19 protein-coding genes and 1 tRNA gene are annotated in these 20,456 nt (G+C 67.8%); 8 read left to right on the top strand and 12 right to left on the bottom strand.

The window, feature by feature from the left end; all coding sequences use genetic code 11:
- The first annotated feature begins 65 nt into the window (after positions 1 to 65).
- Together PV646_RS10805 and PV646_RS10810 are read left to right on the top strand one after the other, a co-directional pair.
- Positions 66 to 1,301: a class E sortase gene (locus PV646_RS10805; protein WP_500341280.1), complete on the top strand. Its 1,236-nt coding sequence runs from the start codon at positions 66 to 68 to the stop codon at positions 1,299 to 1,301.
- Positions 1,301 to 1,456 (top strand): hypothetical protein, encoded by a 156-nt coding sequence (locus PV646_RS10810; protein ID WP_189157537.1) that lies wholly within the window; start codon positions 1,301 to 1,303, stop codon positions 1,454 to 1,456. Before PV646_RS10805 ends, PV646_RS10810 begins: the two co-directional genes overlap by 1 nt.
- Here the strand turns inward: PV646_RS10810 and PV646_RS10815 are convergent.
- From PV646_RS10815 to PV646_RS10825, 3 genes are all read right to left on the bottom strand, one after another.
- Positions 1,443 to 1,907 (bottom strand): hypothetical protein, encoded by a 465-nt coding sequence (locus tag PV646_RS10815; protein ID WP_500341281.1) that lies wholly within the window; start codon positions 1,905 to 1,907, stop codon positions 1,443 to 1,445. The two genes, PV646_RS10810 and PV646_RS10815, sit on opposite strands and share 14 nt — an antisense overlap.
- Positions 1,895 to 2,320 (bottom strand): hypothetical protein, encoded by a 426-nt coding sequence (locus PV646_RS10820; RefSeq protein WP_500341282.1) that lies wholly within the window; start codon positions 2,318 to 2,320, stop codon positions 1,895 to 1,897. Before PV646_RS10820 ends, PV646_RS10815 begins: the two co-directional genes overlap by 13 nt.
- Before the next feature lie 85 nt (positions 2,321 to 2,405).
- The gene (locus PV646_RS10825) at positions 2,406 to 3,749 is read right to left on the bottom strand and encodes an FAD-dependent oxidoreductase (RefSeq protein WP_500341283.1); all 1,344 of its coding nucleotides are present in this window, start codon (positions 3,747 to 3,749) and stop codon (positions 2,406 to 2,408) included.
- 77 nt (positions 3,750 to 3,826) lie between these two features.
- Between PV646_RS10825 and PV646_RS10830 the strand changes: the two genes are divergently transcribed.
- Positions 3,827 to 4,468, top strand: coding sequence for an aminodeoxychorismate/anthranilate synthase component II (locus tag PV646_RS10830; RefSeq protein WP_500341284.1), 642 nt, complete (start codon positions 3,827 to 3,829; stop codon positions 4,466 to 4,468).
- A gap of 56 nt (positions 4,469 to 4,524) precedes the next feature.
- Here the strand turns inward: PV646_RS10830 and pknB are convergent, their stop codons facing one another.
- Genes pknB through PV646_RS10865 form a run of 7 tightly spaced genes read right to left on the bottom strand, consistent with a single transcriptional unit; the run spans position 4,525 to position 14,195 of the window.
- Positions 4,525 to 6,525 (bottom strand): Stk1 family PASTA domain-containing Ser/Thr kinase, encoded by a 2,001-nt coding sequence (gene pknB / locus PV646_RS10835; RefSeq protein WP_500341285.1) that lies wholly within the window; start codon positions 6,523 to 6,525, stop codon positions 4,525 to 4,527.
- Positions 6,526 to 6,580: 55 nt separating this feature from the next.
- Positions 6,581 to 8,065, bottom strand: coding sequence for a serine/threonine-protein kinase (locus PV646_RS10840; RefSeq protein WP_500341286.1), 1,485 nt, complete (start codon positions 8,063 to 8,065; stop codon positions 6,581 to 6,583).
- A complete protein-coding gene (locus PV646_RS10845) occupies positions 8,065 to 9,537 on the bottom strand; it encodes a peptidoglycan D,D-transpeptidase FtsI family protein (protein WP_500341287.1) in 1,473 nt (490 codons plus the stop codon). Before PV646_RS10845 ends, PV646_RS10840 begins: the two co-directional genes overlap by 1 nt.
- Complete coding sequence (locus tag PV646_RS10850) at positions 9,534 to 10,961, bottom strand: FtsW/RodA/SpoVE family cell cycle protein (protein ID WP_500341288.1); 1,428 nt, start codon at positions 10,959 to 10,961, stop codon at positions 9,534 to 9,536. The genes PV646_RS10845 and PV646_RS10850 overlap by 4 nt, the downstream gene beginning before the upstream one ends.
- Before the next feature lie 42 nt (positions 10,962 to 11,003).
- The gene (locus PV646_RS10855; protein WP_500341289.1) at positions 11,004 to 12,428 is read right to left on the bottom strand and encodes a PP2C family protein-serine/threonine phosphatase; all 1,425 of its coding nucleotides are present in this window, start codon (positions 12,426 to 12,428) and stop codon (positions 11,004 to 11,006) included.
- The gene (locus tag PV646_RS10860; protein ID WP_030480247.1) at positions 12,425 to 12,886 is read right to left on the bottom strand and encodes an FHA domain-containing protein FhaB/FipA; all 462 of its coding nucleotides are present in this window, start codon (positions 12,884 to 12,886) and stop codon (positions 12,425 to 12,427) included. Before PV646_RS10860 ends, PV646_RS10855 begins: the two co-directional genes overlap by 4 nt.
- 49 nt (positions 12,887 to 12,935) lie before the next feature.
- Positions 12,936 to 14,195 carry an FHA domain-containing protein gene (locus PV646_RS10865; protein WP_500341290.1) on the bottom strand — a complete coding sequence of 420 codons (1,260 nt, stop codon included), beginning with the start codon at positions 14,193 to 14,195 and terminating at the stop codon, positions 12,936 to 12,938.
- Between the two features lie 126 nt (positions 14,196 to 14,321).
- Here PV646_RS10865 and PV646_RS10870 point away from each other — a divergent pair.
- The 4 genes from PV646_RS10870 (at position 14,322) to PV646_RS10885 (ending at position 16,911) form a co-directional block, all read left to right on the top strand.
- Positions 14,322 to 14,404 (top strand) — tRNA-Leu (locus PV646_RS10870).
- Between the two features lie 116 nt (positions 14,405 to 14,520).
- Positions 14,521 to 15,306 carry an NADP-dependent oxidoreductase gene (locus tag PV646_RS10875; RefSeq protein WP_500341291.1) on the top strand — a complete coding sequence of 262 codons (786 nt, stop codon included), beginning with the start codon at positions 14,521 to 14,523 and terminating at the stop codon, positions 15,304 to 15,306.
- Between the two features lie 315 nt (positions 15,307 to 15,621).
- The gene (locus PV646_RS10880; RefSeq protein WP_189156612.1) at positions 15,622 to 16,239 is read left to right on the top strand and encodes a hypothetical protein; all 618 of its coding nucleotides are present in this window, start codon (positions 15,622 to 15,624) and stop codon (positions 16,237 to 16,239) included.
- 15 nt (positions 16,240 to 16,254) lie between these two features.
- Complete coding sequence (locus tag PV646_RS10885; protein WP_500341292.1) at positions 16,255 to 16,911, top strand: NAD(P)H-binding protein; 657 nt, start codon at positions 16,255 to 16,257, stop codon at positions 16,909 to 16,911.
- 362 nt (positions 16,912 to 17,273) lie between these two features.
- Here the strand turns inward: PV646_RS10885 and PV646_RS10890 are convergent, their stop codons facing one another.
- The gene (locus PV646_RS10890; protein WP_500341293.1) at positions 17,274 to 18,557 is read right to left on the bottom strand and encodes a D-arabinono-1,4-lactone oxidase; all 1,284 of its coding nucleotides are present in this window, start codon (positions 18,555 to 18,557) and stop codon (positions 17,274 to 17,276) included.
- Positions 18,558 to 18,644: 87 nt separating this feature from the next.
- On the opposite strand from PV646_RS10890, the gene PV646_RS10895 reads away from it, so the two are divergent.
- A complete protein-coding gene (locus PV646_RS10895) occupies positions 18,645 to 19,826 on the top strand; it encodes an amino acid deaminase/aldolase (protein WP_500341294.1) in 1,182 nt (393 codons plus the stop codon).
- On the opposite strand, the gene PV646_RS10900 is transcribed toward PV646_RS10895, so the two are convergent.
- Complete coding sequence (locus PV646_RS10900) at positions 19,823 to 20,437, bottom strand: TetR/AcrR family transcriptional regulator (protein WP_500341295.1); 615 nt, start codon at positions 20,435 to 20,437, stop codon at positions 19,823 to 19,825. The genes PV646_RS10895 and PV646_RS10900 overlap by 4 nt on opposite strands.
- Positions 20,438 to 20,456: the final 19 nt, after the last annotated feature.

The raw sequence follows: 20,456 nt of genomic DNA on the forward strand, positions 1-20,456 counted from the left end.
GTGGTCAGCGAACCACCTTGCAGACGCAGTTGTTTTCAGTTCACAGTCCGTGCGGAGGTTCTCTGGTGAACTCGGGACCCCAGCAGCCGCCTCCACGGCGTCCTGTACCTCGTCGTGACGACCTGCAGCACGTGCGGGCCACGCAGTCGCCCCAGCCTGTGCCGCCGCCGGAGGCGACCCAGTTCACCAGCGCTTTCTCCGGAAGCCTGCCGCCGAACGGTCAGGCGCAGCACCGTCGGCCCCCGCCGTTCCAGCCGCCGCCGGGCACGCCCGCGCGCGGAATGCCGCAACCGGGCCGTCCTGTGCCGCCTCCCGGAACACCGCCGGGCGGAATGCCCCGCCGGCCGATGCCCCCGCGTCCCCGCCCGGTCGATCCGCCCACCGAGGTGATCCCGCGCGTCGAGGACGAATACAACGACGACTACTACGACGATGACGAGTACTACGACGACGAGCCGGCGTCCGCAAAGGACGCCCCGCCGCCGGACAGCCTCGCGCGCAAGACCGTGCGCGGTTTCGGCGAAGCCCTCATCACGATGGGTCTGGTCGTACTGCTGTTCGTCGTCTACGAGGTCTACGTGACCGACCTGCTCTCCGCGGAGAAGCAGCAGGACGCGACCGCCGCGCTCGACTCCGAATGGAGCTCGAACGTCGTCACGCCGCCCCCGGCCGACCCGAACCGCAAGTCGCAGCTCAACCTCATCGAGGGCAAGGCCTTCGCGAAGATGTACATCCCGGTCTTCGGCAACGACTGGAAGTTCTCCGTCGTCGAGGGCACCACGGACAAGCACCTCGAGATCGGCCCCGGCCACTACAAGGACACCGCCCAGCCGGGCGAGGGGGGCAACTTCTCCATCGCCGGCCACCGCGTCGGCAAGGGCGCGCCGTTCAACGACCTCGACCTGCTGCAGTCGTGCAACTCGATCGTCGTGCAGACCCAGACCCAGTGGTTCGTCTACCGGGTGCTGCCGATGAGCAGCGAGGTCGCCGGGTGGGCCGGGAACCCGAAGTCGAAGGAGGCCGCCTGCACCGGCGTCGCCCCGCTGTCGACGACCTTCGGTGACGCCTACGCGAAGACCGTCGGCCAGGAGATCGTCGTGCCGACCCAGGGCGAGGTCATCGCGCCGATCCCGCACCACGTGGGCGCCGCCGTTCCGGTCGACAAGCAGGCCCGCCTGCTCACCCTGACGACCTGTCACCCGCGCTTCTCGGACAAGCAGCGGCTGATCGTGCACGCCATCGAGACCAAGAGCTACCCGGTGGCCGACGGCTTCGTGCCGCCAGAGATGACGGAGGGCTGATGTACAGCTGGATCTGGCGGCACCTGCCGGGCCCGCTGTACCTGCGGGTCGTCGAGGCGGTCGTGCTGGTCGTCGGCATCGTCGCGCTGCTGATGTTCGTGGTGTTCCCGTGGGCGGAGCCGAAGCTGCCGTTCAACAACGTCACGACCCAGTGAGCCGCTCCCCGGCGAGGCGCAGGTACTCGCGGACGTAACCGAGGAACGGCTCGGGGTCGGTTTTGTACCTGGCCAGCGCCCAGTACACGCCGTCCTCCTCGTCGTTGACCCGCAGGGTGATGCGCCAGGCCGCGCGGTCCCACTCGGCACGCGGCGCACCGGCGACGACCTGGAGGGCGACCTGGCGACCGAGGTACCAGTCGGCCTCCTCCTCGGTCATCGGCGTGATGCCGAGTTCGAGGAGCACCTGTTCGACGAGCACGTCGGCGTCCCGTTTCGCCAGCCGCGTCGGAGACTCGCCGGCGAGTTCCTGCAGCGCGGGGGAGTCGAGGCCGGCGACCAGCAGTTCGCACGCCAGCCACACGACCTGTTGCGGCTCGATCGAGTTGTCGGCCAGGTCGGCGTTGAGGCGCTGCAAGCGGTTGCGCAGGTCAGTGCTCAGGTCGTCCACGCCGCGAGCCTTTCGTCGGCGGTGCGGAGGATCTCGGCAGGCACCAGCTGTCCGGGCACGAGTTCGGCGTTGCCGAACTCCGCGCCGAGCGCCGACAGTTCGGTCTCGCCGCCCTCGCGATCGAGTTCTCCGGTGGCCATCAGCCGGGCGACGTCGCGGGCGAACCACCAGCAAGCCTGCTGAGCGGTCATCGGCTCGATGCCGAGTTCGGCGAGCAGCCGCTCGACCAGGTGCGCCGCGTCGGCCACGTAGGTCGACCCAGGGGAGGCACCGGCCAGTTCGATCACGGCAGGCGTGTCCACCCCGGCGACGAGCAGGTCGCACGCGAGCCAGATCGCGTCGTCGGGCGACATCCTGGTCGCGGCAAGGTCGACGTTGAGGCGTAGCAAGCGGTTGCGGAGCTCGGCGTTCACACGACCAGTGTCCGCGCGGGCGCGACCGAAATAAGTGAAGCCGCCATCGCGATCACGCGATGGCGGCTTCATCGAGGAACGGCGATCAGCCGTTCGAGATCGTGGTCATCTCCTCGCGCGACACGACCTTGACGCGCTCACGGCCGTGCGCCGCACCCAGCGCGATCTCGTGCGCGTCGAGGCGGCTCCAGCCTTCGTTCGTCACGAACGGCACGCCGCGCTGCTCCAGGAACTCGACCACCGACGCCGGTGAGGGCGACGTGGCGGGAGGCAGTGCTGCGGCGTCTTCGAGGAGGCTGGTGATGGTCTCCAGCGCGTCGCCCTTGGTGTGGCCGATGAGTCCGATCGGGCCGCGCTTGATCCAGCCGGTCGTGTAGACGCCGGGCATGGGCACCTCGTCGAGGTCCAGCACGCGGCCGGCGAGGTGAGGGATCGTGCCCGAGACGTGGTCGAACGGGATGTCGGCCAGGTGCGTCGAGAGGTAGCCGACCGCGCGGTACACGGCCTGGACGTCCCAGTCGGTGAAGGTGCCGGTGCCCCGGACGTTGCCGTCGCCGGTCAGTTCCTGGGTCTCGGTGCGCAGGCCGGTGACGCGGTCGGTGCCGAGCACCTCGACCGGTGCTTCTAGGAAGTGCAGGTGCAGGCGGCGGGGGCGGGTGCCGACGTCGCGGATCGCCCACTCCTGCAGGGTCTTCACGATCATCTCGACCTGCTTGTTGGTCCTGATCGCGTGCATCGAGGCCTCGTCGAACTCGATGCCCTCGGCGTGGACGATGACCTCGACGTTCGGGGAGTGGTCGAGCTCGCGCAGTTCCAGCGGCGTGAACTTGGCCTGGGCCGGGCCCCGACGGCCGAAGACGTGCACGTCGGTGACGGGGGAGGACGCCAGGCCCTCGTGGACGTTCGGCGGGATCTCGGTGACCAGCAGCTCGTCCGCGGTCTTGGCCAGGATGCGGGCCACGTCCAGGGCGACGTTGCCGACGCCGAGCACCGCGACGGACTTGGCGGTCAGCGGCCAGGTGCGTGGGACGTCGGGGTGGCCGTCGTACCAGGACACGAAGTCCGCGGCGCCGTAGCTGCCGGGCAGGTCGATGCCGGGGACGTCGAGGGCGCGGTCGGCCATGGCGCCGGTGGAGAAGATGACGGCGTCGTAGAACTGGCGCAGGTCGTCGAGCTTGATGTCGACGCCGTACTCGACGTTGCCGAAGAAGCGGACGGACGGCCTGTCGAGCACCTTCTGCAGGGCCGTGACGATGCCCTTGATGCGCGGGTGGTCGGGTGCGACGCCGTAGCGGACCAGGCCGTAGGGCGCCGGCAACTTCTCGAAGAGGTCGATCTGCGCGTCGACGTCGGACTTGGTGAGGATGTCGGCGGCGTACACGCCTGCCGGTCCAGCGCCGACGATGGCGACGCGCATGGGGCGACTCATGACACCTATTTTAGGGTAGCCTTACCTCTGTCCAGACGAGAGCTAACTCACTCGACTCGACCGACTAGGCTCTCTCCATGCGCGTGCTCGTGGTCGACAACTACGACAGCTTCGTCTACAACCTGGTCCAGTACCTGGCACAGCTGGGTGCGGAGTGCGTCGTGCGGCGCAACGACGAGGTGGACCTCGACGAGATCGACAAGGTCGACGGTGTCCTCGTCAGCCCCGGCCCCGGTACGCCGGAGCGCGCGGGCGCGAGCATCGACGTCATCAAGAAGTGCGCCGACATCGGCAAACCCGTCTTCGGCGTGTGCCTCGGCCACCAGGCCATAGGTGTGGTCTGGGGCGGCACGGTGGATCGCGCGCCGGAGTTGTTGCACGGCAAGACGAGCATCGTCTTCCACGAGGGCAAGGGTGTGCTCGCCGGTGTGCCGCAGCCGTTCATCGCGACGCGCTACCACTCGCTGACGGTGCTGCCGGAGACCATCCCGGCGGAGTTCGAGGTCACCGGCAAGACCGAGACCGGCATCGTGATGGGCATGCGCCACAAGGAACTCCCGGTCGAGGGTGTGCAGTTCCACCCCGAGTCGGTGCTGACCGACGGCGGCCACCGGATGCTCGCGAACTGGCTGGAGGTCTGCGGCTTCGAGGTCCCCGAGTCCACGGTCGCGACGCTCGAGAACGGCATGCGCACGCTCGCCGCAGCCGCGCGACTCTGACACGCGAAAGGGGCGGCTTCCGTTGGGAAGCCGCCCCTTTCGCGTGTTCGGAAGTTCTAGCTGCCGCCGATCCCGAGCTGGGCCACGGTGACGTTGACCGCGGTACCCCTGGTGATCGAGGTGCCCTTGGGGATCTGCTGGGTGAGCACCTTGTCCCGCTTCGACGGGTCGGAGTTCTGGACCTTCTCGACGTTGAAGGAACCGTTCCAGCCCAGCGACCTGAGCTTCTGCTCGGCTGCCTGCTGGTCGAGGCCGACCAGGTCCGGCATCTCGAGCTGGTTGCCCTTCGAGACCGTCAGCGTGACCTGCGAGCCCTTGTCGACCTTGCTGTTGGCCGGCGGGTTCTGCGTGAGGACGGTGCCCTCGGGCTTGGCGCTGTCGACCGGGTTGATGACGACCTTGAAGCCGGAACCCTCCAGGGTCTGGCGAGCGTCGGCCTGGTCGTCGTTCAGGACACCCGGCACGTTCACCCTGTCCGGCGCCCTGCCGAGCTGGATGTTGATCGTGCCGCCCTTCTTCAGCTTCAGCCCGACCTCGGGGTTCTGCTGCGCGACCTTGCCGGCCTTCGACGCGTCGTCGACCTCGACGGACTCGCCCTGCTGCAGCTTGAAACCGTTGGGGTCCTTGTCCAGGACCTGCTGGGCCTCCGCGGCGGTCTTGCCCTTCAGGTCGGGGACGGTGCCCTCACCGGGAGGCGCGCCGACGGAGATGGTGACCTGCCCGCCCTTGGCGAGCTGGGTGCCCTCCTGCGGGTTCGTGCTGATCACCTTGTTGATCTGGTCGGCGTTGCACTTCGCGGCGGCACCGTTCGGGCCGGGCTCGCAGGCCACGTCCTCCTGGACCGCCGAGAGACCCGCCTTGGTGATCTTCTCCCTGGCCTCCAGCGGGCTCAGGCCCACGATCGACGGGACCGAGACCCTCTCCGTCGCCTGGTTGCCGGTGTCCATCACGTTCTTGGTGATCCACGCGGCGAGACCGAGGACGGCCACGCACAGGATCACCACGAGCGTGATCATGATGGCCTTCTTGCGCCGCGCGCGACGTTCTTCTTCCTCGTCGGCGATCGGGTCGTAGTCGTCGTCCGGCTCCGACTTCAACGCCGCCGGGCGGTGCCTGCCACCGGACGTGACCTGCGTGCGCGGGGAACGCGACGCCGCCTGCTCGTTCATCACGGCGGTCCGGTCCTCGGCCGTCATCACGGCGGGCGCGGACGGACGCTGACCCGACAGCACGCGCACCAGGTCGCCACGCATCTCCGCGGCCGACTGGTAGCGGTTCGCCGGCCCCTTCGACATCGCCTTCAGCACGATCGCGTCGAGCTGCGGCGACACCTTCGGGTTCAGCTGTGACGGAGCCTTCGGGTCCTCCCGCACGTGCTGGTACGCGACCGCGACGGGCGAGTCACCGGTGAACGGCGGCTCCCCGGTCAGCAGCTCGAACAGCACACAGCCGGCGGCGTAGACGTCGGAACGGGCGTCGACGGACTCGCCGCGCGCCTGCTCCGGCGACAGGTACTGGGCCGTGCCGATGACGGCGGCGGTCTGGGTGACCGCGGCCTGACCGTCGTGCAGTGCGCGGGCGATGCCGAAGTCCATCACCTTCACGGCGCCGGACTTCGTGATCATCACGTTCGCGGGCTTCACGTCGCGGTGGACGATGCCGTGCCGGTGGCTGAAGTCGAGTGCGGCCGAGACATCGGCCATGACCTCCATGGCGCGCTTGCCGGACAGCGGGCCCTGCGTCTTCACTATGTCGCGCAGCGTTCGTCCGTCGACGAACTCCATCACGATGTACGGCAACGGGCCGTACTCGGTCTGCGTCTCACCTGTGTCGTAGACGGCGACGATCGCCGGGTGGTTCAGAGCGGCGGAGTTCTGCGCCTCACGCCGAAAGCGTTCCTGGAACTGGGAGTCACGGGCGAGGTCGGCCCGCAGCACCTTGATCGCCACGTCTCTGCCGAGGCGGACGTCCCGCCCCTTGTGGACCTCGGACATGCCGCCGTACCCGAGAGTCTCACCCAGTTCGTAGCGGTTTGAGAGCAGTCGTGGAGTGCTCATCGGTGCTTCGTCCCGCTCCTCGTCGACGGTGTTCCCAACTCGGTTCTGGTCTTGCTCATGGCGCGCACGTCACCTTCACCTGCGAGCCGACCGGCACCTCGCCTGTCGGCTCGATGGCGGTGACCCGGCACTTCTTCAAGTCGCCCGGCGCTGTGCCCTGGGCGCTCTGCACCTTGGGCTCCAGGCCGCGGTCGATCAGCTCGATGCTGACCGCGTCGCCGGAACGACCGATGTAGTCGTCCTCGTTGATCCGCATCGGCTGGCTGCCCGGTATCCGGTCGGCGGAGTCGGGCTTCGCCTGACCGCTCGCCGGGGCGTTCGGGTTCGCCGTGCTGGACGTCGTCGGCCGGCCGCCTTGCCCGGCGCCGTCGTTCTGCTTGCCGGTCAGCTTCCACAGCACGACCACGCCGACCACCAGCATCACGGCCACCAGGAAAGCGACCATAACCCAGACCAGGGTCCGGTTTCTCCCCGGTGGTGTCGGCATGGGAGTGAACGTTCCGGTCTGGTGCGCCGGCTGCATACCCGTCTGGTGCGGCGGGTGTGGAGTGATCGTCCGCACCGGACCCGTCGGGTGGTGCGGCGACTGCTGCGGTATCGGCAGCGGCTGCGACACCTGCGGCGGAGGCGGCGGAGGCGGCGGAGGCTGGACGACCTGCTGCGGGATCACCGGGGGCATCGTGAACCCGGACGGCGTCGGCAGCGGCTGGCCCACCCGCACGGCGCTGACGGCCGCGGCGAACTCCCCGCCGGTCCGGTAGCGCTGCCGCGGGTCCTTCACCAGCGTCGCCTCGATCAACGCCCGCGCACCCGGCGGGACGTCCCGCGGCAACGGCGGCGCGATGTCGCGGATGTGCATCATCGCGACCGTCACCGCGTTGTCCGACAGGAACGGCCGGTGACCGGCCAGGCACTCGTAGCCACACACGGCCAACGAGTAGACGTCGCTCGCCGGTTCGGCCTCTCCGCCAAGAGCTTGTTCGGGGGCGATGTAGTGCGCGGTGCCCATCACCATGCCGGACCGCGTCACGGGTGCCGCGTCCACGGCCTTCGCGATGCCGAAGTCGGTGATCTTCACCTTCCCCGACGGCGTGACCATGATGTTGCCGGGCTTCACGTCGCGGTGCACGAGCCCGCGCTCGTGGGCCGCCTGCAACGCGTTCCCGGTCTGCTCCAGCAGGTCGAGGGTCACGTCGGCGGTCAGCCGGCCGCGGGAGATGATCGTCGCGAGCGGGTCGCCCTCGACGAGCTCCATCACCAGGTAGGCCGTGTCCTCGGGTCCGTCCGCGACGGACGCGGTCTCGCCGTAGTCGTGCACCGACGCGATGCCGGGGTGGTTGAGCGACGCGGTCATCCGCGCCTCGACGCGGAAGCGGTGCAGGAACTCGGGATCTCCGGAAAGCTCCGCTTTGAGCACCTTCACCGCCACCCGGCGGTCGAGCCTGTCGTCCGCCGCCTCCCAGACCTCTCCCATGCCACCGACCGCTATCCGCCTGGTGAGGCGGTAGCGGTCGGCGAGGAGCTGGCCCGTGGTCAGCATCAGCGGCCTGCCAGGTACGCGTTCATCACGGCGCGCCCGATCGGTGCGGCGACCTTGCCGCCGGTGGCACCCAGACCCCGGTCGCCACCGTCCTCCACGATGACCGCGATGGCGATCTCCGGCTTCTGCGCCGGCGCGAAGGCGATGTACCAGGCGTGCGGGTTGTTCTTCTTGACGTCGGCGCCGTGTTCGGCGGTACCGGTCTTGGACGCCACCTGCACGTTCTGCAGGCGGCCCTCGCCACCGGTGTTGATCTCCGACTGGATCATCATGTCGCGCAGGGCGTTGGCGTTGGCCGTGCTCATCGCGGACTCGACCTCGTCGGGGTCGGTCTCGTCGATCGCCTTCAGGTCCGGGCCGAGGATCTTCGACACCAGGTACGGCTGCATGCGCTTGCCGTTGTTCGCGATCGTCGCCGCGATCACCGCGTTCTCCAGCGGGGTGATCTGCACGTCGCGCTGACCGATGCCGGTCTGGTAGAGCGCCGCGTCGTCCGGGATCGAGCCGAGCGTCGAGGTCTCGACGGCCAGCGGCACCGTGAGGTCCGGGTCGTTGAAACCGAACTTCTCGGCCTGGCGGCGCAGCTTGTTCGCGCCGAGCTGGCCCGCCATCTCACCGAACGCCGTGTTGCACGACTTGGCGAGCGCGGTCTCCATCGACACGGTCTCGCCGGGGCCGCACGGGGTGCCGTTGAAGTTCGGCAGCGGCGTCTGGCTGCCGGGCAGCGTGATCGAACCCTTGGCGGTGTACTGCGTGTCCTTGTTCTTGCCGTCGGCGAGCGCGGCGGCCGCGACGACGACCTTCAGCGTCGAGCCGGCCGGGTAGAGGGCCTGCGTCGCGCGGTTGAGCAGCGGGTCGCCCGAGTCGTCGGCGTTGAGCTGCTTCCACGCCGCCGCCTGCTCGTTCACGTCGTGGCTCGCGAGCAGGTTCGGGTCGTAGGACGGCGTGCTCGCCATCGCGAGGATCTCACCGGTGTCCGGCTTGATCGCGACGACCGAACCGGTGAAGCCCTTCGCCGTCAGCTGGTCGTACGCGGTCTGCTGCACCTTGGCGTTCAGGGTGAGCTGCACGTTGCCGCCGACCGGGTCACGACCGGTGATCAACGCGGAGACGCGGCGCGCGAACAGCCTGTCGTCCGAGCCGTTGAGCAGGTCGTTCTCGGCGCGCTCCATGCCGGAGGTGCCGTAGGTGACCGACAGGTAGCCGGTGACGGGCGCGTAGGCCTTCCCCGCGCCGTAGGTGCGCAGGAACCGGAGACGGTCGCTCGTCTCCTTGACGTCCGCGATCACCGTGCCGTCGGCGACCGTGATCAGACCGCGCTTGCGGGCGTACTCGTCGAGCAGCACCCGGCGGTTGTAGGCGTTCTTGCGCCACTCGTCGGCGTTGATCACCTGCACCCACGTGGCGTTGCCCAGCAGGAGCAGGATCATCACCATCATGGCCATGCCGACGCGGCGGAGCGGTGTGTTCATTTGGGACGCTCCACCATCACAGTGTGCTGGTCGGCGATAGCCGGTTGTTGCGGTTTCGGCTTCGCGATCCGCTGCGGGGCCCGCGCCGCCGCAGAAATTCGCAGTAGCAACGCGACCAGGATGTAGTTCGCGAGTAGCGACGAACCGCCGTAGGACAGGAACGGCGCGGTGATACCCGTCATCGGGATCAGCTTGGTGATACCGCCGACGACGATGAACACCTGGAAGCAGACCGCGAACGCGAGACCGCCGCCCAGGAGCTTGCCGAAGCTGTCACGCACGGAGATCGCCCCGCGCAGGCCGCGCAACGCGAAGATCATGTAGACCAGCAGCAGTGCCGCGAAGCCGATGAACCCGAGCTCCTCGCCGATGACGGCGGTGATGAAGTCGGTGTTGGACTCCGGGATCATCTCCGGCCGGCCGGCGCCGAGACCGGCACCGCCGATGCCGCCGGTCGCGAGAGCGAACAGCGACTGCGAGATCTGGTACCCGCCGCCGACCACGTCGTAGCGGGCGATCGGGTCCTGCCAGTTCGCGACGCGCTGCTGCACGTGTGTGAACAGCTTCCACGCGATGATCGCGCCGCCGGAGAACAGGCCGAGACCGAGCACGACCCACGCCGCGCGTTCGGTGGCGATGTAGAGCAGGACGAGCACGATGCCGAAGAACAGCAGCGAGGAACCGAGGTCCTTCTGCAGCACCATGACCGCGACCGTGACTCCCCAGGCCGCGAACAGCGGGCCCAGGTCACGTGCGCGGGGCAGGTCCATACCTAGGAAACGGCGCCCGGCCACCGTGAAGAGGTCACGTTTCGACACCAGGAACGCGGCGAAGAAGACCATCAGCAGGATCTTGGCGAACTCACCCGGCTGGATCGACAGCGGTCCGATGCGCAGCCAGATCTTCGCGCCGTTGATCGTCGGCGCGATGAAGCCGGGCAGCACACCGGGCAGCAGCAGGGCGACCAGTCCGACGAGGCCGAACGTGTAGCCGAAGCGCGCGAGCATCCGGTGGTCCGGCAGGAACTTCAGCGTCGCCGCGAACAGCAGCAACCCGATGCCGGTCCAGATGACCTGCTTGAACGCCACCGGGTCCCACGTCGAGCCGTCCGGAAAGACGGTGCCCTCGAGCGCCAGGTCGATCCGGTGGATGACCACCAGTCCGAGTCCGTTGAGCAGCGCGACGCACGGCAGGATCGCCGGGTCGGCGTAGGGCGCCCACCTGCGCACGGCGAGGTGGGCACACGCGAAGAGTGCGAGGTACGCGAGACCGAGGTAGAGGATCCTCAGGCTCAGCGAGCGTTCCTGGTTCAGTTCGACCAGGATCAGTGCCAGCGTCACGAGACCGGCGGCGAACGACAGCATCACCAGTTCGGTGCCGCGTCGAGTCGGCGCCTTCAGCCCTGGCGACGTGCTCGTCGCCACCGACGCTGAGCCTTCCCCGGCGGGGGCGGGCGAGCCCATCAACTACGGACCCTCCCGGCATTCCACGCCCGGCTTCTGCTGGGAGGGGGTGAGCGAAGGCTCCGTCGAGCCGGTCTCCGGCGAACCGTTCGCGGGCTGCGTGGTCGTCGTGCTGCCTGGCGTGCTGGACGGCGTCGTGGGCGTCGTGGTCGTCGTGCTGGTGCCCGGCGTCGACGAGGTGTCCTTGCACAACGGCAGCATGTGCTCGGTGCGCAGCAACCGGACCGCGGCGCGGGCGCCGTCGAGGCCGTTGTCACTGCGGATGCCGGCGGTGATGGTCTTCCGACCGGCTTCCTGCAGGTCCTTCAGCGTGATCGGGGTGCAGCCCGTGGATCCGGGCGGGCACGAGTCCTCGACCTTGGACGACAGCTTGAACCCGAGCACCGTGCCGTTCAGACCGCGGAAGATCGCGACCTGACCGTCTTCGGTGGAGCCGACGTAGTACTGGGTGTTGAGCCACAGCTTGCCGCCGACCGCCACGACACCCGTCAGCAGGAGCAGCACGAAGATGATCGCGAACGCCTTGATGGCGTTGCGCTTCTTGCGCTTCGGGTCCGGCGGGGGAGGAGGCGGCGCGTCCATGCGCTGCGGCATGGGCGGGCGCTGCTGCGTGAGCGTCGCAGCCCGGGAGGCAGCGGAGTCCGGCGGAGTGTTGTGCTCCTCGCTGCCGTCACCCGCCGCGCCGCCGACGATCGGGTAGTCGTCGCCGAAGTCGACGTCCTCGACGTCCGCCACGATCACCGTGACGTTGTCGGGACCGCCGCCCTTGAGCGCGAGCTCGATCATCCGGTCGGAGCAGGCCTGCGGGTCGGGGATGCGGATCGCCTCGTCGAGCGTCTCCAGGCTCACGACTCCGGACAGACCGTCCGAGCAGAGCAGGAACCGGTCGCCGGCGCGCGCCTCGCGCACCGTCAGACTGGGCTCGAAGTCGTGGCCGGTGAGTGCACGCAGCAGCAACGAGCGCTGCGGGTGCGTGGCGGCCTCGTCCGGGGTGATCCGGCCCTCGTCGATCAACGACTGGACGAACGTGTCGTCGTGCGTGATCTGAGCGAAGGACCCCTCCCTCAGGAGGTAGGCGCGCGAGTCGCCGATGTGCACGAGTCCGAGCCGGTTGCCCGCGAACAGGATGGCCGTGAGCGTGGTGCCCATGCCCTCCAGGTCCGGGTCGCTCGTCACGAGCTCGGAGATGGCGCCGTTGCCACTCGCCACCGCGTCGCGCAGCTTGCCGAGGAGGTCGTCGCCGGGCTCGTCGTCGTCGACGTGGGCCAGCGAGGCGATGACCACCTTGCTCGCGACTTCACCGGCGGCGTGGCCACCCATGCCGTCGGCTACTGCGAGCAGGCGGGGACCCGCGTACACGGAGTCCTGGTTGTTGGCGCGAACCAGGCCCCTGTCGCTGCGGGCCGCGTATCGAAGAACCAAGGTCATGAGCGCAGCTCGATCACCGTTTTGCCAATGCGGATCGGGGTGCCGAGAGGTACGCGCAGGGGTGCGGTGACCTTGGCTCGGTCCAGGTAGGTGCCGTTCGTGGAGCCGAGGTCCTCCACGTACCAGTCGGTACCGCGCATGGACAGCCGCGCGTGCCTGGTCGACGCGAAGTCGTCGTCCAGCACGAGAGTGGAGTCGTCAGCGCGGCCGATCAGGATCGGCCTGCCGTCGAGTGAGATGCGGGTGCCTGTGAGCGCCCCGTGGGTGACCACGAGTTGCCGAGGCGCCTTGCTTCCCCTCGCCGACTTCTCGGACCTCCGGAATCCGGGCAGACCTGATGCCCGGAGCCCTGAGGCTGCGTATAGATCAGAGCGGACCACACGTAGGGCGGCCAGCACAAAGAGCCAGAGGAGGACGAGGAAGCCCGCTCTGGTCAGCTGCATCACCAGCTCTTGCACCGGTTGTAACCGCTCCTGCCTTGAGTTGCATACCGACGCTCGTACCGACCTAGCCCGCGGTGCGGTAGACCAGTGACGAGTGGCCGATGCGGACGACGTCGCCCTCCGCGAGCTGCCAAGTCTGCACTGGCGTGCCGTTCACCGTGGTCCCGTTGGTCGAACCGAGATCAGCGAGCATCGCATTCTGCCCGTCCCAGGAGATTTCCAGGTGGCGCCTGGAGACTCCAGTGTCCGGGAGGCGGAAGTCGGCTTCCTGCCCACGTCCTACGACGTTTCCACCCTGCTTCAGGTTGTACGTGCGGTTGGATCCGTCGTCGAGGTGCAGCGTCGCGTTGAGCTGACGGTTCGCGCCCTGGGTGGCCGGAGGGGCGTATCCGCCCTGGTTGTAGCCCTGGTCGTAGCCGCCTTGCTGGCCATAACCCTGCTGCTGCCCGTAGCCCTGGTCGTAACCGCCGGCCTGCTGCTGGCCGTAACCCTGGTCGTAGCCGCCCTGCTGCTGGCCGCCGCCGTAGCCCTGGTCGTAGCCCTGCTGGCCGTAGCCCTGCTGCTGGCCGTAGCCCTGGTCCTGGCCGTAGCCCTGCTGCTGGCCGCCGCCGTAACCCTGGTCGTAGCCCTGCTGCTGGCCGTAACCCTGGTCGTAGCCGCCGCCCTGCTGCTGGCCGCCGCCGTAACCCTGGTCGTAGCCCTGCTGGCCATAGCCCTGCTGGCCGTAACCCTGGTCCTGTCCTTGCTGGCCGTAACCCTGCTGCTGGCCATAACCCTGCTGGTCATAGCCCTGCTGCTGCTGGTCGTAGCCCTGCTGGCCGTAGCCGCCCTGACCATAAGGGTCCTGGCCGGGCTGGCCCTGTCCTTGTCCGTAGCCGGGTGGCTGGCTCATGGGTCGGTCTCCTGCGGTGCGAGGTGGTGCTGACCGTCGGCTGGCCGCTTTCACGTCGGGGTCGACGGACGAGCTGGTTCGGAACTGTCCGGTGTGCAGCGCCTCGGAGCGCTCCAGGGAGACTACGACGTCACCATAGGTATCCCATCCGGACTCGGCCAGGTGCTCTCGCAGGCCCTCTGCGAGAAGCTGTGTGATGCGTAGTTCATCCTGCTCGTCGCCCGCAAGACGTTCGTGGTCCTGAGGCCCGAGCAGCACCTTGTAGTGGTTGGGGGCTAGCAGTCTGCCACCCGCGAGTTCGCGGATGTTGCTGTCACCCTCCCGGTGCAGTGCCTGTGCCACCTCTTGGGGCACGACGCTGCCGCCGAACACGCGCGCGAAAGTGTTGCCGACGAGACCTTCCAGCTTGCGCTCGAAGCGTTGCAGGCCCATGTCGACTCCCTCCACTCGTCCCGCACGGCCGGGCTCCTGTACCGATCGTATCCGGGTACGACCGGGCCTACAGGGGGCGATTAGGAACCTGGTTTGGACGCGTGCTAGTGTTTCCAACGTCTCCAGGGGCAAGTGGCGGAATGGCAGACGCGCACGGTTCAGGTCCGTGTGTCCGAAAGGACGTGGGGGTTCAACTCCCCCCTTGCCCATCGAAAGACAGAGAGAACCCCTCTCGCGAATATCGCGAGGGGGGTTCTTTCGTTGATCGGCAGTATCGGATTCCTTGATCCAACAGGTGACGTCTGTCACTCGTTCGGGGGGCGCCATGTGGGCGATAGCCGCGGCTGACTTCGGTGCCGAACTCGAGCTCGTCGAGATTCCCCGGCCCACACCCGAGCCTGGTCAGCTCCTCGTCCGGCTGTTCGCGGCGAGCGTGAACCCGTTCGACCGCAAAGTGGTGGACGGGATGCTCCGCGGTTCCGCGCCGCACCGGTTCCCCCTCGTTCCGGGAACTGATGGTGCCGGTGAGGTGGAAGGTTCTGGAGAGAGGATTTTCGGCACCTTCTTCCACCGTCCCGTCGGCGGCGGAACATACGCCGAGTACGTCACAGTTCCGGCCGAGAACGTGTTGGCTCCGTTGCCGGAAGACCTCGATCCCGCCGTTGCCGCCGCATTGCCGACCGCGGGTATGACCGCATTGCAGTTGGTCGAGTCGCTCGGCACCGCGCAATCCGTGCTGATCGTCGGCGCCACGGGCGGCGTCGGGTCGCTCGCGGTCCAGATCGCGCGTGCGGCCGGCAAACGGGTCGTCCCGATCGGCCGTGGCGACTCCCTCGTCGAGGCCGACGCGCTCATCGACCTCGTGAGCGCCGACCGTTCGTCGTTCGAGGCGAACGCGCGCTACGCGCCGTTGGCCTTCAACACCAACTTCGTTTCCGCTGATCCCGCGCAGAACTTCGGTATGAAGGGTTCGCGGGAAGCCCTGGAGCGACTGGCGTCCCTGGTGCAGGCGGGTGACCTGGAAGTACCGATCGCCCGACGCGTGCCGTTGCGCGAGGCGACCGATGTTTTCGCAGGTCACGGGCCCGGCAAGACCGTGATCATCATGTAGGTGGTCGTTCTGGCGCGGTGAACGGTCGGCGGGCGGTGACCGGTACCGCTGACCGGCTTTTTGCCGCCACGCCTGGCGCACCCACTTTGAGCAGCTCTTTCAGTGCGTCCATCCGGATTAACGTCACCCAGACGGCAGCACCGTAGGACCGAACTCCCCTCGCCACTCCTCGACCGGTCACCGACCGGTCGGCGCCGTCGATCGCAGGGGGTCCTGTGACCTGGGGGCGGGCCGCGCGCTTCCTGCTAATTCTTATCCAGAGCACGAGTCGAAACGCGGCGGATCTCCCGCCGCGGGTGACGAGGAGGCACTGGCGTGAGCAGCACCCCAGCAAGGATCGCGGCACTCGACAGCTCGAACGGTCTGTCGACGACCCCGGTCCCGGTTCCGGAACTGCCCGCGTCGGTCGAGGAGTTGGCAGCCGCTGCGGCGATCCGCCTCGGCTGGCACGGCGTGGTTCTCCCCGAAATGGTCCTGATGGGCCGCAAGGTCGTTGTGGTGGCCGAACTCCTGGCCGACGCCCACGCCGAGCGCGTGTGCGTGGGTGCGGGCCCCGAGGCCGACAAGACCACCGTCTCCACGTGGGTGTGGCCGGAGATGGAAGGCCGCGTGCCGCCGGCCGCCGTTCGCATCGTCGGTGTCCTGGCCGTCGCCCGTCACTGGCGGACCGCGCTGGCCTCCGCGGTGCCCTTCGCCCGCTACGGCAACGCCGCGGTCGTTCTGCCCGAGTCCGTCGCGTTCTCGCACGACTACCTCGCGAACTGCCTGCCGCGCGTCCGTCGCTACGGGGTGTCGGTTCTGCTGGCCGACGACGAGAAGGACCTGTCGGTCGACGTGTCCGGTCGTTCCGAGAACGTCCCCTCCGAAGACACCGCCATCACCCGCTGGGTCAACGAGCTCGTCTACGAGCAGGTGCTCGCCACCGCTTCCTGATCTACGGTCGGGCCTATGCGAGTAGTCATAGCCGGCGGACACGGGCAGATCGCGCTGCTTCTCGAGCAGCTGCTGACGACCCGTGGAGACGCCGCCACCGCGCTGGTCCGCAATCCCGATCATTTTGGTGACGTGCGAGAAGCCGGAGCCGTTCCGGTGTTGTGCGACCTGGAGTCCGCTTCGTTGGACTCGGTCGCTGCGTATTTGAACGGTGCTGATGCGGCTGTGTTCGCCGCTGGGGCCGGCGCTGGGTCTGGTGCCGCCCGGAAGGACACCGTGGATTACGGGGCCGCTGCGCTGTTCGCTTCTGCTGCTGTCGAGGCTGGGGTGCGGCGGTTTGTGCAGGTGTCTTCTGTCGGGATCGAGGCTGCTGACTCGCCTGAGGTGGATGCTTCGTTCGCTGTTTATTTGAAGGCGAAGCGGCTTGCTGAGGAAGATCTTCGGGCGCGGGATTTGGATTGGACGATTCTGCGGCCTGGGGCGTTGGTTGATGATCCGCCTACTGGGCTGGTCACCTTGGCTGCGCCTCGGTTGCCTCGGGGGTCGGTTACCCGTGCAGACGTTGCTGCTGTGTTGGCTGAGTTGTTGGGTGCGCCTGGGACTTTTGGGAAGACGTTGGAGTTGGTCAACGGGGAGACGCCTGTTGTTGAGGCTGTTCGGGCTGTTCTCTGACGCGTTCGTTTTGCCGCGTTCCCCTGTTGCGTTGGCGGGCTTGCGGTTGCGTGCTTCCCCTGGGGGCTCTGCCCCCAGACCCCCGGCAATCTGATCAGGGGGCCCGCGCCGCCCGTAGGTAGATGGCACGCCTGTTGCGTTGGGCGGCTGCCTGTTGCTTAGTTTGGTTGCGTTGGCGGTGGGGTCCCATCACGAGCCGCACCAAGAGCGGGCCACATGCCTGGAGGGGTGTCAACTCGACAAAAAGCGCGTCGAGTTGACACCCCTCCAGGCATGCAGCAAGAGCTATGGCGCGACTCGTGATGGGACCCCACCGCCTGGACCGCGTGGTAAAGACGGCTTGCCTTCGGCTTCGCGTGTGGTTAGGCGCCCAGCACTCGGTCCAGGTACGCGTTGGTGAAGGTTCTGTTGGGGTCTACCTCGTTGCGTACCCGTAGGAAGTCGTCGAAGTGCGGGTACAGCGGGCGGAGGTCTGTGGCTGTCAGGTCGTGCATCTTGCCCCAGTGGGGGCGGCCTCCTACTGAGGCGGCGATGCTGGCGTAGGCGTCGAAGAAAGCCTTGTACTGCATGCCTAGTGCCTGGTGCATTGAGATGTATGCGGTGTCTCGGCCGTTGGCCGTTGAGAGCCAGATGTCGTCTGCCTGGGCTACGCGGACTTCGCAGGGGACGATCAGGTGGTCGCGTTCGTTCAGTTTTGCTGCTACTGCTCGGAGTTCCTTGAGGACGTCCATCAAGGTCTCGCGGGGGATCGAGAACTCGGTCTCTACGAAGCGGACTCGTCTTGGAGTTACGAAGACGTTGTGGGAGTAGTCCGAATAGGACCGTTCTGAGATCAGGGAGCCGCAGAGTTCGTTGAGGCGCTTGGTGTAGCGGGGGAAGGTCTTCGCCACCTTGGTGACGGCGCCGAAGGCGGCGTTCTCCATCACCTCGTACTCCCAGGTCTGGCGGAGTTTCGAGAGTGGGCGGGCCTCTTCGGTGATCCTGTTGTTGCGCTTGAGGATCACTCGGTCCGAGTGGGTGAACCAGTGGAACTCGACGTGGTCCTCGATTGCGCAGAGGTCGTCGAACTGTTCCATCACCGCGTCCAGGCGGCCTGGGGATTCCTGGGCCTGCAGGACGAAGGACGGGACGCAGCGCAGGGTCAGGGTGCTGATGATGCCCAGGGCGCCCAGGCCTACGCGTGCTGCGTTGAAGAGGTCCGGGCGTTCTGTGCGGGAGGCGGTCACCACTGTGCCGTCTGCCAGGACCAGTTCCAGCGACTCGATGGCTGTGGCCAGGACGCCTAGTTTTGCGCCTGTGCCGTGGGTGGAGGTGGAGACTGCGCCTGCCACGGTTTGGGCGTCGATGTCGCCCAGGTTCGGCATTGCGAGGCCGAGGCGGTGGAGGTCCGCGTTGAAGGTGCTCAGGGGAGTGCCGGAGCGGACGGTGACTAGGCCGGTCTCCGTGTCCGCGCGTACTATTCCGGTCCATCGGTCCAGGTCCAGAGCAGTTTCTGGGGCTACCGCGATGTCGTTGAACGAGTGGCCGCTGCCTCGTGCGCGGACTCGGCCGCCTGCCAGGACTGCTTCGGCGATCTCGTCTGTGCTGGACGGGTGGACTACGCGCGTTGGCGTGCACGAAGCCGTTTTAGCCCAGTTCGTCCACACGCGAACCTCCACGAGAGAGTGTGACCTGCCAGTAACGTAAGTGAAAGCTCTTCACGTTTCAAGGGTTCAGGACGTACCGTCAGGGGCATGCGCCGAAATCGACTCGATGCCGCGACGAAGGACCTGGATCCTCCGTTCGCGATCGTCGACCTGGATGCCTTCGACCACAACGCGGCGGACCTCGCCCGTCGCGCTGCCGGGCATCCGATCCGGGTCGCGAGCAAGTCGGTCCGGGTGCGGGAACTGGTGAGCCGGGCCCTCGAACGGCCCGGTTACGCCGGGATCATGTGCTACTCGCTGGCTGAGGCGTTGTGGTTGTCCGAGCAGAACGTCAGCGAGGACCTGCTGGTCGCGTACCCGACTGCCGATCGGGCCTCGTTGCAGAAGCTCGCGGCCAATGAGACGGCGCGGCAGCGGGTCACGATCATGGTCGACTCCGTTGAACACCTCGACTTCGTGGACGCGGCGATCGGTCCGCACGCCGACATCCGGGTCTGCCTGGAGCTCGACGTGTCGTGGCGGCCGTTGCCCGGTGTCCACATCGGTCCGCGTCGGTCGTCGATCCACACGCCGGCGCAGGCGAAGGCTCTGGCGGCGAAGATCGTGCGGCGCACCGGGTTCGCGCTCGTCGGGGTCATGGCTTACGAAGGGCAGATCGCGGGGCTGGGGGACAACCCGCCCGGGCAGCCGTTGCGCGCGCTCGGGATCCGGTTCATCCAGTCCAAGTCCGGGCCCGAGCTCATCCAGCGGCGGACGGCGGTCGTCAGTGCCGTTCGGCAGGTCGCCGACCTGGAGTTCGTCAACGGTGGTGGTACCGGGAGCCTGGAGCTGACCGGGTCCGACCCGTCCGTCACCGAGCTCGCGGCGGGGTCCGGGCTCTTCGGGCCGACCCTGTTCGACGCCTACCAGGCGTTCGCGCCGGAGCCGGCCGCGCTGTTCGCGTTGTCGGTGGTGCGCAAGCCGACCAAGCGGGTCGCGACCTTGTTCGCCGGTGGTTACATCGCGTCCGGGACGCCCACGCCCGACCGTCAGCCGTCGCCGTACCTGCCGACCGGGCTGAAGACGCTCGGGCTCGAGGGCGCGGGCGAGGTGCAGACGCCGGTCACCGGCAAGGCGGCGGAGCAGCTGAAGATCGGCGACCGGGTCTGGATGCGGCACGCCAAGGCCGGCGAGTTGTTCGAGCGGTTCGACGAGGTGCACCTGGTGCACGGTGATCAGATCGAGCGCACCGTGCCCACGTACCGCGGCGAGCGCCGCAACTTCGGCTAGACGGGCAGTCGCGACGACAGGTAGCCCCTGACCAGCGCCCTTGCTTCGATCAGGATCGACTGGTCGCCCGTCGGGTTCTTGCGGAACGCCATCTTCATCACGGCGTCCGCGGCCTCGACGGCGATCGCGATCGGCAGCAGGACCTCGTCCATCGGGATGCCGAACTTGCCCGAGATCAGCTCCGAGATCTTGTCGGAGATGACGTCGTTGTTGTCGCGGCGGTCGTCGAGCAGCCGCATGTCGACGACGTCACCGAAGTGCAGCTTCCCGAACGCGGGGATCTCGCGGTGCATCGTCACGTAGACGTCGAACACCGTGTCCACGGCGTCCCACCAGTGCTCGAGTGTCGCCTGCTCGAGCCGTTCGGTGATGCCCTGGGAGAACTTGTCGACGTTGCGCAGCGTCAAAGCCTGCACGACGGCTCTCTTGTCGGGGAAGAACTGGTAGAGCGAACCGACCGCCACACCCGCTCTCTCCGCGATCAACGTCGTGGTGACGCCGTCGTAGCCCACCTCGTCGATCAGGGTGGCGCAGGCCTCGAGCATGCGCTCGACTCTCTTGGCGCTGCGCTGCTGGACAGGCTGACGGCGAAGCGGGGTGGTGCTCGTCACGGCGACTCCCAGTAGTTCG

Origin of the sequence: Streptomyces sp. ID05-26A, from assembly GCF_033794685.1 — a bacterium.
In the GTDB taxonomy this organism is placed as follows: domain Bacteria; phylum Actinomycetota; class Actinomycetes; order Mycobacteriales; family Pseudonocardiaceae; genus Lentzea.